Origin of the sequence: Lewinella sp., assembly GCF_050633125.1 — a bacterium.
Lineage (GTDB): Bacteria > Bacteroidota > Bacteroidia > Chitinophagales > Saprospiraceae > Lewinella.
Genome location: NZ_JBOEFX010000079.1, coordinates 24,672 through 39,936 on the forward strand (window position 1 = coordinate 24,672; position 15,265 = coordinate 39,936).

The 15,265-nt window shown below is 46.1% G+C and carries 12 protein-coding genes and 1 pseudogene; 6 read left to right on the top strand and 7 right to left on the bottom strand.

What is annotated here, in order from left to right; translation table 11 throughout:
- Window positions 1–122: 122 nt before the first annotated feature.
- Genes ACRBG0_RS17320 through ACRBG0_RS17340 form a run of 5 tightly spaced genes read right to left on the bottom strand, consistent with a single transcriptional unit; the run spans window position 123 to window position 5,011 of the window.
- Entirely contained in the window at window positions 123–1,394 is a 1,272-nt protein-coding gene (locus ACRBG0_RS17320) for an ABC transporter permease (protein ID WP_431488123.1), read from the bottom strand.
- Window positions 1,391–2,548 carry an ABC transporter permease gene (locus tag ACRBG0_RS17325; RefSeq protein WP_431488124.1) on the bottom strand — a complete coding sequence of 386 codons (1,158 nt, stop codon included), beginning with the start codon at window positions 2,546–2,548 and terminating at the stop codon, window positions 1,391–1,393. The genes ACRBG0_RS17320 and ACRBG0_RS17325 overlap by 4 nt, the downstream gene beginning before the upstream one ends.
- Window positions 2,545–3,258 carry an ABC transporter ATP-binding protein gene (locus tag ACRBG0_RS17330; protein ID WP_431488125.1) on the bottom strand — a complete coding sequence of 238 codons (714 nt, stop codon included), beginning with the start codon at window positions 3,256–3,258 and terminating at the stop codon, window positions 2,545–2,547. The genes ACRBG0_RS17325 and ACRBG0_RS17330 overlap by 4 nt, the downstream gene beginning before the upstream one ends.
- 26 nt (window positions 3,259–3,284) lie before the next feature.
- Window positions 3,285–4,418 (bottom strand): hypothetical protein, encoded by a 1,134-nt coding sequence (locus ACRBG0_RS17335; RefSeq protein WP_431488126.1) that lies wholly within the window; start codon window positions 4,416–4,418, stop codon window positions 3,285–3,287.
- An 11-nt stretch (window positions 4,419–4,429) separates the two neighbouring features.
- Window positions 4,430–5,011, bottom strand: a complete 582-nt coding sequence (locus ACRBG0_RS17340) for a TetR/AcrR family transcriptional regulator (RefSeq protein ID WP_431488127.1) — start codon at window positions 5,009–5,011, stop codon at window positions 4,430–4,432.
- A gap of 278 nt (window positions 5,012–5,289) precedes the next feature.
- On the opposite strand from ACRBG0_RS17340, the gene ACRBG0_RS17345 reads away from it, so the two are divergent.
- Complete coding sequence (locus ACRBG0_RS17345) at window positions 5,290–5,730, top strand: FKBP-type peptidyl-prolyl cis-trans isomerase (RefSeq protein WP_431488128.1); 441 nt, start codon at window positions 5,290–5,292, stop codon at window positions 5,728–5,730.
- Window positions 5,731–5,807: 77 nt separating this feature from the next.
- Here ACRBG0_RS17345 and ACRBG0_RS17350 read toward each other — a convergent pair.
- Window positions 5,808–7,645 (bottom strand): class I tRNA ligase family protein (locus tag ACRBG0_RS17350; RefSeq protein WP_431488129.1); only part of this gene is annotated, 1,838 nt, incomplete at its 5' end.
- Between the two features lie 2 nt (window positions 7,646–7,647).
- A pseudogene (locus ACRBG0_RS17355) lies at window positions 7,648–8,487 on the bottom strand (class I tRNA ligase family protein); the annotation flags it as partial.
- Between the two features lie 260 nt (window positions 8,488–8,747).
- Between ACRBG0_RS17355 and ACRBG0_RS17360 the strand changes: the two are divergent.
- The 5 genes from ACRBG0_RS17360 (at window position 8,748) to ACRBG0_RS17380 (ending at window position 15,163) form a co-directional block, all read left to right on the top strand.
- Window positions 8,748–9,029: a hypothetical protein gene (locus tag ACRBG0_RS17360; protein WP_431488130.1), complete on the top strand. Its 282-nt coding sequence runs from the start codon at window positions 8,748–8,750 to the stop codon at window positions 9,027–9,029.
- A 1,008-nt stretch (window positions 9,030–10,037) separates the two neighbouring features.
- On the top strand, window positions 10,038–11,627 hold the full coding sequence (locus ACRBG0_RS17365) for a glycoside hydrolase family 43 protein (RefSeq protein ID WP_431488131.1): 1,590 nt from the start codon (window positions 10,038–10,040) through the stop codon (window positions 11,625–11,627).
- A complete protein-coding gene (locus ACRBG0_RS17370; protein WP_431488132.1) occupies window positions 11,624–12,577 on the top strand; it encodes a pectinesterase family protein in 954 nt (317 codons plus the stop codon). The genes ACRBG0_RS17365 and ACRBG0_RS17370 overlap by 4 nt, the downstream gene beginning before the upstream one ends.
- Before the next feature lie 25 nt (window positions 12,578–12,602).
- The gene (locus ACRBG0_RS17375) at window positions 12,603–13,844 is read left to right on the top strand and encodes a DUF4861 domain-containing protein (protein WP_431488133.1); all 1,242 of its coding nucleotides are present in this window, start codon (window positions 12,603–12,605) and stop codon (window positions 13,842–13,844) included.
- A gap of 44 nt (window positions 13,845–13,888) precedes the next feature.
- Complete coding sequence (locus ACRBG0_RS17380; RefSeq protein WP_431488134.1) at window positions 13,889–15,163, top strand: glycoside hydrolase family 88/105 protein; 1,275 nt, start codon at window positions 13,889–13,891, stop codon at window positions 15,161–15,163.
- The last annotated feature ends 102 nt before the right edge of the window (window positions 15,164–15,265 follow it).

Consider the following 15,265-nt stretch of genomic DNA (forward strand, 5'->3'; position numbering starts at 1 on the left):
GACAAGAATGCGAATTTCCTGTCGGCCTAGTGATGTGTAGTAGCTGACGCGCTAGCGGCAGGACCTTGGGCCGAGCGAATAGCGAGCTACGTAACGTAACGCCAGCCTCGGGCTGGAGGCTCCTACACTTCTAATTCTTTAAATAGCCTGGCGGTTTCTCTCCTGTAGATGCCAATTCCTGACAGCATATTCCCAAAGACCATCGCCAACAAACCGGGAACAAACCCAATAAGAAACAAGCCCGGTGTAACTTTTGCACGTAATACAGATGGCATCAACATCGTAGAATTGTCCATGTATCCGCTTATGTCAATACCGACAATCTGTAAATAATAGGCTGCTGCCAAACCTATAGCCGTACCAACGATGGAGCCGATGATGCCGATCAGTACGGCTTCCATGAGAAGTGAACGATAAATCTGTCCTTTTGCTTCGCCTAGTGCCAGTCGAATGCCAAATTCCTGGTACCTCCTGAGTCCTCCCAACAAACCAGTATTCCATAGTACTATCGACATAGCAAAAACAAAAATGAATATAAAAATGCCAGACATCATGTTCGAATAATCCAGCATTGGCCCTAAGTTATTCTGCTCTCTCAACGGCAACATGACTGGTGAAAATTCATCGTCATCCCTGGTGTGTTTTGCATTGAACTGTGCCGCCATTTCCTGCGTCTGCTCATCGTCGTATACGTTTAGCTTGGAAAAGCCAAGCAGTTCACCACTTGCGTCTTCCATGTCCAACATGTGCTGGGCATCAGAAATATCTACAATTAATGCACCTCTGTCCATCGCCGCTGCTCCAAATCGAATAGTGCCGCTAACGATGAAATTCTGAAAGGTCATGCTGCTGTTCATCGTCGTTCCAAAAAAGGTAATCTTATCGCCTATTTTGACCTCTAGTTTTTCTGAAAAATCATGCCCAATAAGCGCTTCTCCTTTCTTTGTAGGCATCGTTCCTGTTACCAGCGAACTTTCAATATTCAACCGTTGGGCTTCACCGCTATTGCCGAATAAATCAAAGGCCATGCCTGCTGCTGGCCCCTGGCCTTTGGTTTCTCCATTCTCATCCGGTACATCAATCAAGCCACCGAATTTGATGCGATTCACCCAATCCATTTGAGGAAAATCTTTTTGGAGTGATTGCGTCAACTCATCTACCCCCAAGATGGCAAGGTCATTGGGCAGCTGTTCCTTATTTTCAGCGTAAGCTTGTGTCATTACTTTCACATGCCCCGTCTCAAAGCGAGCATTCTGGTCGATCATGTCGCCAAAAGCCCCCTCCATATAAGCGCTCAGCATAACCGTCAATGCTACCCCAATACTGACTACAGTGATGGGGAGTAGGCTCCGGCTTTTGTCTCGCAATATTCCTTTTAATAGAAATTGTATCATTGTAATTTTCCTTTTAGTGCTAAAACAGGATTCATTTTAGAAATCTTCCTAGCGGGTAAAAAGCTCACAATAGTTGCAGCTATGACTACTAAAAGAATAGTTGTCAGCACCAGTTGAACCCCAAAGACAGGGTATATTCTATCAGCCAGAGCTATGCCCATATCTTGTGATGCAGCAGGAAAAGCTATCCCCGTTTTAGCTAAATAAGCGAAAAGAGGGATTCCCAAAATACTTCCTACTAGCATTGCCAAAAGGCTATACATACTTCCCTCAACAGTGAATAAACCAACCACCTGGCTTCGGGTCATGCCTAATGCGATGTAGGTACCAATTTCTTTTTGCCGTCTAAACACAGAAAGCACTTGCGTATCAAAGATGGCTAACAATGCGATGGCCAACAGTAACAAATACATGATAGACCCACTGACTTTTTTCATCGCAATAATCTCCGTCAGGTCGCTGAGCAACTCCTCCTGGCTCTGAAATTTCCATCCTGAAATATTGGTAGCTTGGAACTGGTCATTGGCAACAAAGAGTGTGGCGTGGTTTTGGAGCCCCGTCATGTCCCACAATTTTTGGATAGGAATCCAAATTTGTCCATTGTCAACAGTAGGCACACCGGTATCAAATACTTTAACGATGGTGATGTTAGCTGCATCGAATGTCCCGCCTTTGTCTCTCCACCGAAGCAAGACTTCATCACCCTCTTTAAGTTTGGCAGCATTCGCCATATTTTCTCCTACCATAGCAGGTATAGCAGCGGTACTTTCCTTCATTGCTTGAATGGGAAGTTCAAGGGTCGATTGATTAACATCAATGCCTTTGAGTGCAACGGATAACATTCTACCATCGGGGTAAATAGAGGCTTGGCGAATCAAAATAGGCGTCAAGTTCTTGCTTTGCTCTTCTTTCAAGACGCCATGCCCGTCCAGGACAGTAAACGGGTCAAATGGGTCGTATTCGCTATGCAAAAACTGCCCATGCCCGTATTCCCAAGCAATACTATCCCGCTTAGCCTGTTCATTCCAACCATCTATCAGTCCATTGTAGAAAATGATAATAATGAAGGAAAAGGACAATACGCCTACATTAAGCCAGGTACGGAGGCCTGCGCCCATCAGGTTTTTATAAGCCAATTGAAATGCTAGTTTCATTTTTTCATAATATTAGCTTCGATAATCTCATCTTCCTCCACAGCACCATCGCGTAAATGAATGATGCGTTCCAAGTATCCCATCACCTTCTCATCATGTGTTGAAAACAAGAAGGTGGTACCCAACTCTTCATTGAGTTGTTTCATGGTCTTTAGTATAGCGTGAGTATTGGCCGCATCCAGATTGGCTGAAGGTTCATCGGCGATGACGATCTCAGGTCTTTTCACCATAGCTCGGGCAATGGCTACACGCTGCCCTTCTCCTCCTGAAAGTTTGTCCGGTTTTTTATTCGCCATACCAGCCAAGCCTACCCATTCCAGTGCCTCCATCACCATTTTCTTTCTTTCGTCTTTGCTATAGTTTTGGAGGAGCAATGCAAATTCTACATTCTCAAAAACCGTGTAGACAGGTAGCAAGTTATAGACCTGAAAGATGAAACCTATGTGTTTGTTTCTCAACAAAGCCGACTCCTGATGTGATAAATCAGAAATGTTTTTATCTAAAACAATAGCCTTCCCTTCCGTAGGAGAATCGAGAGAACCAATGATATTAAGTAAAGTTGTTTTACCAGAACCACTTGGCCCAACCAAGCCTGTAAACTCTCCTCGTTTAAATTGAAGATTGATGTTCTTCAATGCTGTAAACTCACCTTCCCCGACCGGGAAGCGTTTGGTTACATTTTCAATTATTATGACGCTTTCTTTATTCATATTCCTTAGTATTTACATGCTATTCTTTAATGATTATAGACCACCATTAGTCGGATACCAGGTCCTGAAAATTGGTTAAATAATTCGTTTTGCTGAATACCTGGCTGTGTTGTCGGATTATAGTAAGCCATTACGTAACCAGTGATTTTTTGGAACTCATGCTGATAGTTGAGAAAAAAGGATAAATCTTCTGATGCCCAATTGTAGTAAACGACAGAGCTAAGATTATCGAAAAACCCCAGTGGATAAGCCAACGTTACTGCTGTAATATTTCCTGTATTTTCAAATTGAAACGCTTCCTGGCCACTTGATATGAGCAGATGCTCAGCGATGACATTCAAGCCATTGCCCAACCCAATCGTATAATCTACCCCCAAGTTGAATAATGATTGATGGGTCAAAAAACCAACATCTTTGGATTTGTGGATATAGGCTGCTTCAAACCACAGCCCTACTTCTACATCCCATTTTCCATCAATAGCTATTCGATCTTCCGGTATCTTTTCATACTGTGGAACAAAGAGCAGGTTTTCAGAGTTGGCTGTACGATGATGGTAGGACAGTGCAATTTCTCCGCTAGGCACGGGATGCTGTATTCGCCCGCCTAGCTCGGGGTGTTTTTTGTAAGTATTTACAGCATCGAATCCCCTTGTTTTTTCATTACCATATAGTGCCCAAACCCAAATATTGGTGTTGTTTAAAAAGTAATACCGCCCCAACAATCCATAAACACCGTTGGTCAATTGTAATGGATCACGAGGATCTACTTGATTAAACCATTGGATAGGCCGGAGGATAGAAGCAGATCCAAAATCAATCTTTTGCAAGCCTGCTCTTAGTTCAAATTGATTGGAAGAATACCTCACCCAGATACGGTAGGGGTCGATATTCCCATCTTCATGTGAAGCATTGAATGGATGAAACAAAACTGACCCCGAAATATTAGCAGAGGCTTCAAAATCTAAGGTCTTGGTAGAATCAAGAGGTAAACCATAGCTGAACTCCGGAATATATCGCCCTCCTAAAAAAGCATCCAACTCATTATCGGGGCTATAACTCCCTATTATCGAAAGCTGGCCATCATACACGACTTTATTTTGACCAACCAATACGATGGGTGCTGCAAAAAGCAAAATGATTATATGTCTGCTAATTCTCATTTTAACATACCTTAAGGCAAGATTCCATAAAAGAAAAAATTGGTCAATTCCATGATCAGGTCTTCCGGTTTTTCGTACATGGCTAACAACTCTTCATCCCTGGCTTTTTTGTCTAAATCGTTCAAGATGTACAGCAAGAAAGACAATTTCAGATCCTTCCGAATCCAGCCTTTTTCTTGTGCCTTTTTCATGTCTCGCATGATTCTCTGACGGCCCTCCTCTTGGTATTGCTCTATTAAACTTTGTAGAGTACTGTCTTCCGTTTCGTAGATATCTTTTAAAAACTCTTGACTTATGCCCTTCGATTCTTCACGCTCTAAAATCACCAGTTCTACTATCTTGGCAGGGAAAGCGATATCCTGGTTCATTATCTTTTCATACCGACTTGTGCTACGTTCCACCACCTGAGTTAATACATGCCGGGCAATCTCATTTTTGTTGCTAAAGTTCCTGTAAAACGTCATTTTACTAACACCTGCCTCTTTGCAAATTTCTTCAACGGTAACCCTGCGAATGCCATGCTTCCAGAAAAGTGCTTTGGCACTCTCTGTGATCGCTTGAACTCCCTTGCTTGTTTTTTTAGCTGCTGGCATACTCCTCAATGATTGTTACTAACACAGTACAATGTTACGAATATTGTACCAAAAATGCAATATTCGTAACAAAATGTAATATTAGAAACTTTTGGCGATAGCTCACCGAATCGGCCAAAAGACTCCAACCTATCAATAGATTTGAAGTTCTTTTGCTAGATACTGAGCTTGACTTATCAAAAAAGGATACTTCCAGCGGCTAGATATTGAGCATTGATATTACCTTTAGCACTTATGTAAAACAGCGTGCTTCCGCTACTTAAAAGAACAATCGGCCTATGAAAAGACCAACCAAAGCTAAACTACGCGCACGATCAGCCGACCGGGTCGCTTTTGCAAAACAAGTTCGTCAGGAATATCTAAATGGAGAACTCGACATCACCCGTACCCCTTCGGGCTTAGGTTACATTTTACATGAACAAGGCGAAGGCATTGCTCCAAAGGTGGGCCAGAAAGTAGAGGTTCACTATGTAGGTTTGCTAGAAAAGAAGGCATCTGTATTTGACGAATCCTTTGGCAATATCCGAGGTGCTCGTTTCATTCTGGGCGCTGGTGAAGTAATTCAAGGCTGGGACGAAGCCATTGCCCTACTACGCTGGGGCGATGAAGCGACGCTGTTTATTCCTTCCGAACTAGGGTACGGAGCCGACGGTCGTGGACAGGGAATTCCGCCACACAGTAATCTTGTTTTTTATGTGGAAATTGCTTCTGTGGGGTGACCCTAGGGCAAATTCATGAATTTGCCCTAGGGTTTTACACCTGATTCCACGAAGCAGCGGGCAGGCTGAAGTCTCCCCTACCCTTTCAGGCGCTTAATCTCATCTGTCAAGCTGGCGATACGTGCTTGGCCATCGGCCAATTTCTTGCGTTCGCGATCTACGACAGCCGCGGGGGCGCCGTTTACGAAGCGTTCATTACTTAGCTTCTTTTCTACCGAGGCCACGAAGCCTATCTGGTAGGCCAGTTCCTTCTCTTTTTCCTCCAATTCGGCAGCCGTATCAATCTCCTGGTTCAATTCCAGGTAGAAAGAATCATTACCAACGAGGAATCCAATAGCGTTTTCTGGCTCCGTTTCTACCGCTTCCAGGGATTCCAGGTAAGCCATCTTTTCGATAGCTGCCCGCAAGCCTGCATCGTTTACCAGTGCTTCACCAGGGCTACCAACGGTGGTCAGCATCTTTAGCGGATCACGGCCTTTGATGCCTTTTGAGGAGCGAGTCTCCCGTACTTTTACTACAGCTTGCTTGGCCAGTTCTACGCGAGCGATGAGGTCCTTGTCAAAGTCACCAGCGGTAGGCCAAGTACTTACACAGCAATCGTCTCCTGTTTCGCGTGCTCTGAGCTGGTGCCAAATTTCTTCGGTAACGAATGGCATGAAAGGATGTAGCAAAATCATCATTTCTTCGTAGGCCGCAACGGTACGCTCCAGGGTCCGCGGATTGATTTTGCCATCAGTAGGCTTGATCATCTCCAGGTACCAAGAGCAGAAATCACCCCAGATAAACTTGTACAACTCCATGATCGCGTCATCCAGGCGGTATTCGCTGATGAAGCGTGTCACTTCTTTATTTACTTGCGCCAAACGGCTTTCCAACCACGTGCTGGCCATCGCACTGATGGGGTCTTCCTCGCCTACAGTGTCTACTTCCCAGCGGGTAATCAGCGACATGGCATTCCACATCTTGTTACAGAAGTTGCGACCTTGTTCACAGAGTCTACTCTCATTGAGGGCTTTCCCCGTTTTGGCATCAATCGGTGCATCAAAGATGATGTCATTACCTGCGGAAGAACAAGAAAGCATTCCGAAACGAACGCCATCCGCACCGTAGGTATCGATCAGGCTCAGCGCATCAGGGGAATTGCCAAGAGATTTAGACATTTTCTGGCGCTTACTGTCTCTTACCATTCCGGTAAAGTAAACATCTTTAAATGGCATCACCGGATGGTCGGGGCCCAGTAATTCTGGTGCAAATTCGTACCCGGCCATGATCATTCGCGCTACCCAAAAGAACATGATATCCCAGCCTGTTACCAAGGTATTGGTTGGGTAATAGTATTTGAGTTCCTCCTGGTTTTGAAAACCATCAAAAACAGAAATTGGCCACAGCCAGGAAGAGAACCAGGTATCAACAACATCTTCATCCTGCTTCAGGTCACCGATGGTCAGTGCATCATTACCGGTAGCGGCTTTGGCTTGCTCCAGCGCTTCTTCTGCGGTATGTGCAACCAGTACATGTTCTTCGTAGTACCATGCTGGTATCCGCTGCCCCCACCAAAGCTGGCGACTGATACACCAATCGCGTACGTTTTCTTCCTTGAGCCAGCTGTTGTACATATTAAACATGCTCTCGGGGTAGAATTTCACTTCTTCCGAACGCACCGCCTCCAGGGCAGTAGATGCAAACTCATCCATCTTCAGGAACCACTGCAAGGTCAGCTTGGGCTCTACCACTGCGTTGGTACGCTCGGAGCGACCTACCCGCGTGCGGTAATCTTCGGTTCCTACCAAAGCGCCTGCTTCTTCCAGTATTTTACCAATATTCTTCCGGGCCGTAAAGCGGTCTTCACCTACACAGAATTGTGCCAACTCGTTGAGTGTACCATCCAAGTTGATGATATCAATCACTTCGAGGCNNATCATTAGGATCGTGCGCTGGCGTCACCTTCAAGGCACCAGTACCAAACTCCAGATCAACGTAAGTATCCGTAATGATCGGGATGGAGCGATTCACCAGGGGAACGATTACGCGCTTGCCGTGCAAGTGCTTGTAGCGCTCATCATCCGGATGAACGGCCAAGCCCGTATCCGCCATGATAGTTTCGGGGCGCTGAGTAGCAATAACGATGTATTCATCGGTTCCTTCTACCTGGTAGCGAACGTGATAAAGGCGTGAGTTCTCATCACTGTGGATAACTTCTTCGTTGGACAATACGGTCAATGCTTCGGGGTCCCAATTGGTCATCCGAAGGCCACGGTAGAGGCGTCCTTTTTTGTGAAGATCAACGAAAACCTTTACAACGGCTTCACTCAGGGAATCTTCCAGCGTAAAGCGGGTACGTTCCCAATCGCAACTAGCACCCAACTTCTTGAGCTGGTCGAGAATGATCCCACCGTATTCTTCTTTCCAGGCGAAAGCGTGCTTGAGGAACTCCTCACGGCCAATATCGCTTTTCTTGATACCCTTTTCACGAAGCAGCCTTACCACTTTGGCTTCTGTAGCGATAGAAGCGTGATCGGTACCAGGTACCCAACAGGCATTTTTCCCATCCAAACGAGCTTTCCGAACCAGGATATCCTGGATCGTATTGTTCAGCATGTGTCCCATGTGCAGCACGCCAGTGACGTTAGGCGGAGGAATTACCACGCTGAAAGGCTCGCGCTCATCAGGTTCACTGTGGAAATAGTTCTGCGCCATCCAGTGGTCGTACCACTTTTTTTCGACGGTCTGTGGGGAATAATGCTTCGGTAAACTCATGATCATTTTTTGTAGAAATCCTCGCCTTCAGCGGGATATCCAAAGCTGTAAGAAAAAGTTGGGCAAAGATACGGATTTGCTTCACTAATAAGCAGTGCAAAACCGCTTAATCCTATCAAAAACAAGGTCAGTAATCAGAGATAAAGTTCCAAGTCTTAAAAAACTAAACCAGATGCGATAGAATACTATTCGTTAATATTTTCTATTATTGGTATTATATTTTACGTTTGTATTATTTCACAAAACAAAACGAACAAAAAATGAGTATTCTACCATTAATCATCCAGCTTGTCAGTGGAGCTGTAGGAGGCAATGTTGCCGGTTCCTTAATGAAGGAAAGTTCTTTAGGCACCCTTGGTAATTCTCTGGCCGGTATCCTGGGCGGTGGCTTAGGTGGCCAGGTATTGGGTATGTTAGGTATGGCAGCTAGTAGTGGCAGTATGGACCTTGCCGGTATCCTCAGCAGTGTTGCTGGCGGTGGCGTCGGGGGCGGTATTGCGATGGCTGTAATTGGTATGATTCGCAAGGCAATGGCGAAATAGTCCGTACTATTGATTACTTTCGCGAACTCGAAGGTCTGAGAAACCCTTCAAGATCGGGCCGCTCTCGTTTACGGGGGTGGCCCGTGTTGGTTTGTGCTGTCGGGGGGATTCGCTGCGCTCATGCGACGGGTGCTCACTCTGCTCGCGGAGATGTTAGGCACTCAGGTGCTATGTGCTAGTGCGGGGTGAATGTATAATCGCACTGGTACGATTACCTCACACTGAATGTATGATCGTGTTCTACGGTTGAGACACATCTCGACCAAAATCAGGAGTGGGATCAAGAAAAAACACCTCGGAGAGGTGGAATATTGGTAGAAAAGAATGAATAAATGAGGAAACGACCTCGGATGAGGTCGCACAATGGAAAATATAGCCCTCCGCTTTGATTCGTTCGGCCCTGTCATCTAATAGGAATTGATATTCGACCTCCTCCGAGGTCGTTTTAACTCCAACATACATGGTTCTACCGATATTTGACCTCTACCGAGGTCAAGACACATAAATGTAGGCTGTTCAATGTCATATGTTTAGCATGACGCATTTAGCTTGAATTCACGACCCACCCCAACCCCTCCCTGGCCAGGCGAGGGGCTTTCCTGTCCGGTTAAAACTATTCCACAGTCAACACTTTACGCACTTTAAGTCCTCCCTCCATCAAAAGGGAGGGAGCTAGAGGGTGGGTCGTGAACACAGGCCTAAAAGCATCTCACTCCTTTACCATCACATTGAACAGCCTACACATAAATGTGTCCCAACCGTATGATCGTGTTGGTACGATTGGGGTGAGAGGTTGAGCAAAATACTTCCGAATTCAGACTTCCCACTTCCAACTTTAGGTGCGGAGGGCCGGTAAATCAAATTTTACGCTTTCTCCTTTTATCCAACCTCTATAATGCACTGCCATTGTGAAAAACAGCTACGTAATTGGTAAAAATTGCGGGTTACTGTCCAATAGTGTCCACTACATTTACAAGTGTGATTTTCCAATAACCGAAGCTCCTAACCATGAGATTGGCATTTGCAGCACTTTTGTATCTTTTCATTACTCACCTGAATGCTCAGGTCTGGGATCCCGACTTGGGTGACGGTACCTACCGCAACCCCATTATTCATGCCGATTATTCTGACCCTGATGTTGTTCGGGTCGGAGACGATTTTTACCTGACGTCCTCCAGCTTTAATTGCTCCCCAGCATTGCCGATTCTTCATTCTAAAGATTTGGTCAACTGGGAGATTATCAACTACGCATTCACCCATCAGCTGCCAGCTGATTTCTTTGACAAACCCCAGCACGGTAATGGCGTATGGGCTCCTGCTTTCCGTTATCACGATGGTTGGTTTTACATCTTTTATGGAGATCCTGATTTCGGGATTTACATGATCAAAACGCAAAATCCTGCCGAAGAATGGACACCTCCTCATCTGGTACAAGCTGCGAAAGGCTGGATTGACCCCTGCCCTTTTTGGGATGAAGATGGCAAAGCCTACCTCGTACATGCTTTTGCGGGTAGTAGGGCGGGGATCAAAAGTATCGTCGTTCTTCACGAAATGGCTCCTGATGCCTCCAAGCTCCTCGACGATGGCGTATTGGTTTTTGATGGCCACAAAGCACACACCACCATTGAGGGAACCAAGATGCATAAGCGCAACGGTTACTATTACATCCTGGCTCCCGCAGGAGGCGTACCTACCGGCTGGCAGACGGTGCTACGTTCAAAAAACGTGTGGGGCCCTTACGAAGATAAAATAGTACTCCACCAAGGTGATTCCGATGTCAACGGCCCTCACCAGGGCGCATGGGTAGAGTTGGCTAATGGCGACGATTGGTTTATTCATTTTCAGGAAAAACAACCTTACGGGCGCATCGTACACCTACAACCGGCCCGTTGGGAAAACGACTGGCTACTGATTGGAAAAGATAGTAACCACGATGGTATTGGCGAACCCGTTGCTTCCTGGAAGAAGCCTAATACAGAAGCAAATTCAGCCAGTAAAGCACCCCAAACCAGCGACGAATTCAACACCCCTCTACTAGGTTTACAATGGCAGTGGCATGCCAACCCTGAACCAACCTGGGCTTTCCCTTCCAGTATGGGCTTTCTACGAATGAACCCCGTCGTGCAAAAGGAGACCACCAATCTCTGGGAAACTCCCAACCTCTTGCTTCAGAAAATGCCGGCAGAGACCTTCACTGCTACGACCAAGTTTACTTTTCACCACCATTTTGACAGTGAAAAAACGGGACTAATAGTGATGGGTCGGGACTACGCTTACCTGGCGCTCGTCCAACAGGATAGCCAGCTTTTTCTACAACAAACCGAATGTATCAAAGCCGAAAACGGCCAGCCAGAACGCATCATAAAAAGTATTCCCATTGACCAGAACGAGATCTTCCTGCAAGTCAAAGTTACGGAAGGTGGCAAGTGTCTGTTTAACTACAGCCTTAACGGCAAAACCTTTATGCCTATTGGCGAAGCATTCATGGCCAGAGAGGGCAAGTGGATAGGTGCCAAAGTGGGGCTGTTCAGTATCCGCGACGAACACGAAAACAATGGCGGATACGCCGATTTTGACTGGTTTAGAATTACACCATGAAACGATTAATCTACCTACCACTGCTTTTACTAGTTACTGTTGCTAATGCGCAGTACAAAACGGCAATATACGTTGCTCAAGATGGGAGTGGCGATTTTACCAGTATTCAGGCAGCAATTGACGATACCAAGTCTTTTCCAGATACCCGTATTACCATTTTTATCAAGGACGGTATTTACGAAGAGAAGGTAAAAGTACACGCCTGGAATACCCACCTGACCCTCAGGGGAGAAAGCCCTACCGGAACCATCATCCGCTGGGGAGATTATTTCGACAAGATTGACCGAGGGCGAAATAGCACTTTTCATACCGCCACCCTATTGGTACAAGGTGATGACTTTCGTGCAGAGAACCTGACGATTAGCAATACTGCTGGAGAGGTGGGACAAGCCGTGGCTTTGGCCATTGAAGCCGACCGAAGCGCCATTATTAATTGCCGAATGTTTGGCCATCAGGATACGCTTTATGTCGATGGCGCCAATGCTCGTCAACACTTTAAGAATTGTTACATCGAAGGTACTACTGACTTTATTTTCGGCAGCGCTACCGCTCTATTTGAAGACTGTACGATTCATAGCAAAGCAGACTCTTATATCACGGCGGCCAGTACCCCAGCAGGTAGGCCGTACGGATTAGTTTTCCTTCGTTGCAAATTGACTGCGGCGGAAGGTGTCACTTCCGTCTACCTGGGGCGCCCTTGGCGAAGCTACGCCCAAACCGTCTTTCTCTATTGCCAGATGGGGGATCATATTCACCCCAAAGGCTGGCACAACTGGGGCTCTGCTGAAAAAGAAGAAACCGTCTTTTATGGGGAATATGGCAATACCGGCCCTGGTACAGTAACAACACAACGAGCTAGTTGGGCGCATCAATTAAAACGAAGACAAGCCAAAAAGCATCAACCGGAACGTGTTTTACAACCGTTTTTGCTACCAGATATATCAAACTAACCAACGTCTTAAAATCTATTTTAAAATGAAATATTATTACCTGATTATCGGTCTTTTACCCCTGTTCACCTCTTGTGACTCAAGTCCGGCTGAAGCTTCTTCTAACGAAGCAAAATTCACAGTGAGCAATACTTTGGACGCCCCAAGGATAGACGCTTTGTTTGTTTTGGATGCTGCCACATTACAAACAAAATTCAGTGAGCTCGATTTAACGAAAGTAAAATTCACCAGCGGTGAAAATGCAGTCCCATTTCAAGCAAATGATAATAACGGTGACGGAGTAGCAGAAACGTACGCACTCCTCCTCGACTTTGCTGCGAACGAAGAAAAAACCGTACAACTGGTTGAACTTGGAGAAGGAGAAAAAATGCCCACTTTCCCCAAGCGCACCCAGGCGGAGATTTCCCATAAGGTCAATGGCCACTGGGAGGGCCGGGAATACATTGATGGGGAATTTAAAAACATCGACCACCTCAATGTCCCCCCTGAACATACAGATCACTCGTGGTTTATCCGTTACGAAGGGCCAGGATGGGAATCAGACCTTGTAGGCTACCGTTTTTACCTCGACTGGCGGAATGCTACCGACATTTTTGGTAAGAAAACGCCCAAAATGGTTTTACAGGATGTTGGCCTTGATGGATTTGACTCCTACCATGAACCCTCTGACTGGGGAATGGATGTCCTCAAAGTAGGTTCATCGCTAGGCATTGGAGCACTCGGAACATGGCAAGAAGACAAAGCTCTTCGCGTAGAAACCACCGATTCGCTCAGTTGCACCATTGTAGAAAATGGCGTAGTGGAAAGCAAGATTATCACCAATTACTTCGGCTGGCAGGTCGGTGATGTAAAAACGGACGTAACGTCCGAATTATCGATCCACGCGGGTAGCCGCCTCACCCGGCACGATGTAATACTTAGCAATGAGCTGGCTAACCTATGTACCGGGATCGTAAAACACCCAGAAGGCAAAGTTATTCAAGGCAACCATGGAGGATGGGCCTACCTGGCTACCTGGGGAGCACAAAGTCTGGCCGAAGACCACCTAGGCATGGCCGTCGTGTACCGAATCGCTGACGCCCAGCAAACTACACAAGATGAACATAGCAACGTAGTCGTACTTACGCCCAAAGACCTTCGCCTCACCTACTACTTTATGGCTGCCTGGGAGCAAGAGCCCAATGCAATAAAAACAGAAGAAGCCTTCGTCAAATATCTTGATGGAGTAGTTACAGGGTTGTCTTCACCACTAGATGTTCGTCTCTAAAATTCAGCTTCATCATCAAACTTAATCTGACAAAAAGCTTATCAATGAAAATATCCAAAAGCTATCCATTGGCAGCCATCGTGAGTCTTTGGCTGGTTGCACTGTCTTGTTGGCAATGCGACAGTACACAAAACACCGTGCCGGAAGGACTCAGCGCTGATGACGTTATTGCGATGACCGTTAGTATTTCGGAAGAAAAACCCTGGTCGGAACGAATGGCACTCTCCATTATGAAACGAGCTCCGGAAGCGTGGATGAACGACTTTGCTACCGAACCGCGTTGGAACTACACCCAAGGACTGGTCCTTTCCAGCATTATGGACGTCGCCGCAGCTAGTAAAGAAGACTACTATTTTGAATACGCCAAGGGCTATGGTGACACGATGGTTCTCGCAGATGGCAGTATTCGTGATTATGACATTTTTAAATTCAACATCGACCATATTGCGCCCGGCCCGCTGATCTTCAAACTTTACGAAAAAACAGGTGACGAACGCTACCAGACAGCTATTGATCAACTTCAGCAGCAGCTAAATTGGCAACCCAGAACAACAGAAGGCGGCTACTGGCACAAACTGCGGTACCCCTGGCAAATCTGGCTTGATGGCCTTTTTATGGGTGAACCTTTTCAGGCACGATACGCGAAGGAGAACAACCAGCCTAAAATTTTCGACCATATTGCCCAACAATTTATTCTTGCCGAAAAGCACACCAAAGATGCAGCCACAGGCCTACTGTATCACGGCTGGGACGAGAGCCGCTTGCAGCAATGGGCCAACCCGGAAACAGGTTGCTCTCAACACTTCTGGGCCCGCGCTATAGGTTGGTACTGCATGGGGCTGGTAGATGTTTTGGAGCACTTTCCGCAAGATCATCCGGAAAGGGAAACACTCATTGCTATCCTCAACCGCACTTTGGAGGCGGTTCTCAAAGTTCGTGACCCTCAAACAAATACCTGGTGGCAGGTACTCAACTATCCTGATCGGGAAGGTAACTACCTTGAATCCACAAGCTCTTGCATGTTTACCTATGCAATGCTCAAAGGAACCAATGAAGGCTATCTGGACGAGAAATATCTTACAATGGGTACCGAAAGTTACAAAGGTATTCTCAAAACCTTTATCCGCGTAGATGACGATGGGGAAATACACCTTACTAGTGGGTGTGCAGTAGCGGGCTTAGGTGGCAACCCTTATCGTGATGGTTCCTATGAATACTATATCGGGGAACCCGTGCGCGATAATGATGCAAAAGGGATAGGCCCTTTTATGAAAGCCAGCTTGGAGATGGAGAGAGCCAAATCTACTTCTAAAATGTAAGAAAGAACTCAAGTCTCTTTTTAGAGTCCGGCTTAAAAAAGTACTATACCGTCTAAAACACCCCCAATCCTCCTCTAAAAAGGAAGATTGGGGGTACCAAAA

What these genes read in the sequence shown, in the direction of transcription:
- ACRBG0_RS17320 (WP_431488123.1), bottom strand. Translation starts at nt 1,394, where the DNA reads ATGATACAATTTCTATTAAAAGGAATATTGCGAGACAAAAGCCGGAGC.
- ACRBG0_RS17325 (WP_431488124.1), bottom strand. Translation starts at nt 2,548, where the DNA reads ATGAAACTAGCATTTCAATTGGCTTATAAAAACCTGATGGGCGCAGGC.
- ACRBG0_RS17330 (WP_431488125.1), bottom strand. Translation starts at nt 3,258, where the DNA reads ATGAATAAAGAAAGCGTCATAATAATTGAAAATGTAACCAAACGCTTC.
- ACRBG0_RS17335 (WP_431488126.1), bottom strand. Translation starts at nt 4,418, where the DNA reads ATGAGAATTAGCAGACATATAATCATTTTGCTTTTTGCAGCACCCATC.
- ACRBG0_RS17340 (WP_431488127.1), bottom strand. Translation starts at nt 5,011, where the DNA reads ATGCCAGCAGCTAAAAAAACAAGCAAGGGAGTTCAAGCGATCACAGAG.
- ACRBG0_RS17345 (WP_431488128.1), top strand. Translation starts at nt 5,290, where the DNA reads ATGAAAAGACCAACCAAAGCTAAACTACGCGCACGATCAGCCGACCGG.
- ACRBG0_RS17360 (WP_431488130.1), top strand. Translation starts at nt 8,748, where the DNA reads ATGAGTATTCTACCATTAATCATCCAGCTTGTCAGTGGAGCTGTAGGA.
- ACRBG0_RS17365 (WP_431488131.1), top strand. Translation starts at nt 10,038, where the DNA reads ATGAGATTGGCATTTGCAGCACTTTTGTATCTTTTCATTACTCACCTG.
- ACRBG0_RS17370 (WP_431488132.1), top strand. Translation starts at nt 11,624, where the DNA reads ATGAAACGATTAATCTACCTACCACTGCTTTTACTAGTTACTGTTGCT.
- ACRBG0_RS17375 (WP_431488133.1), top strand. Translation starts at nt 12,603, where the DNA reads ATGAAATATTATTACCTGATTATCGGTCTTTTACCCCTGTTCACCTCT.
- ACRBG0_RS17380 (WP_431488134.1), top strand. Translation starts at nt 13,889, where the DNA reads ATGAAAATATCCAAAAGCTATCCATTGGCAGCCATCGTGAGTCTTTGG.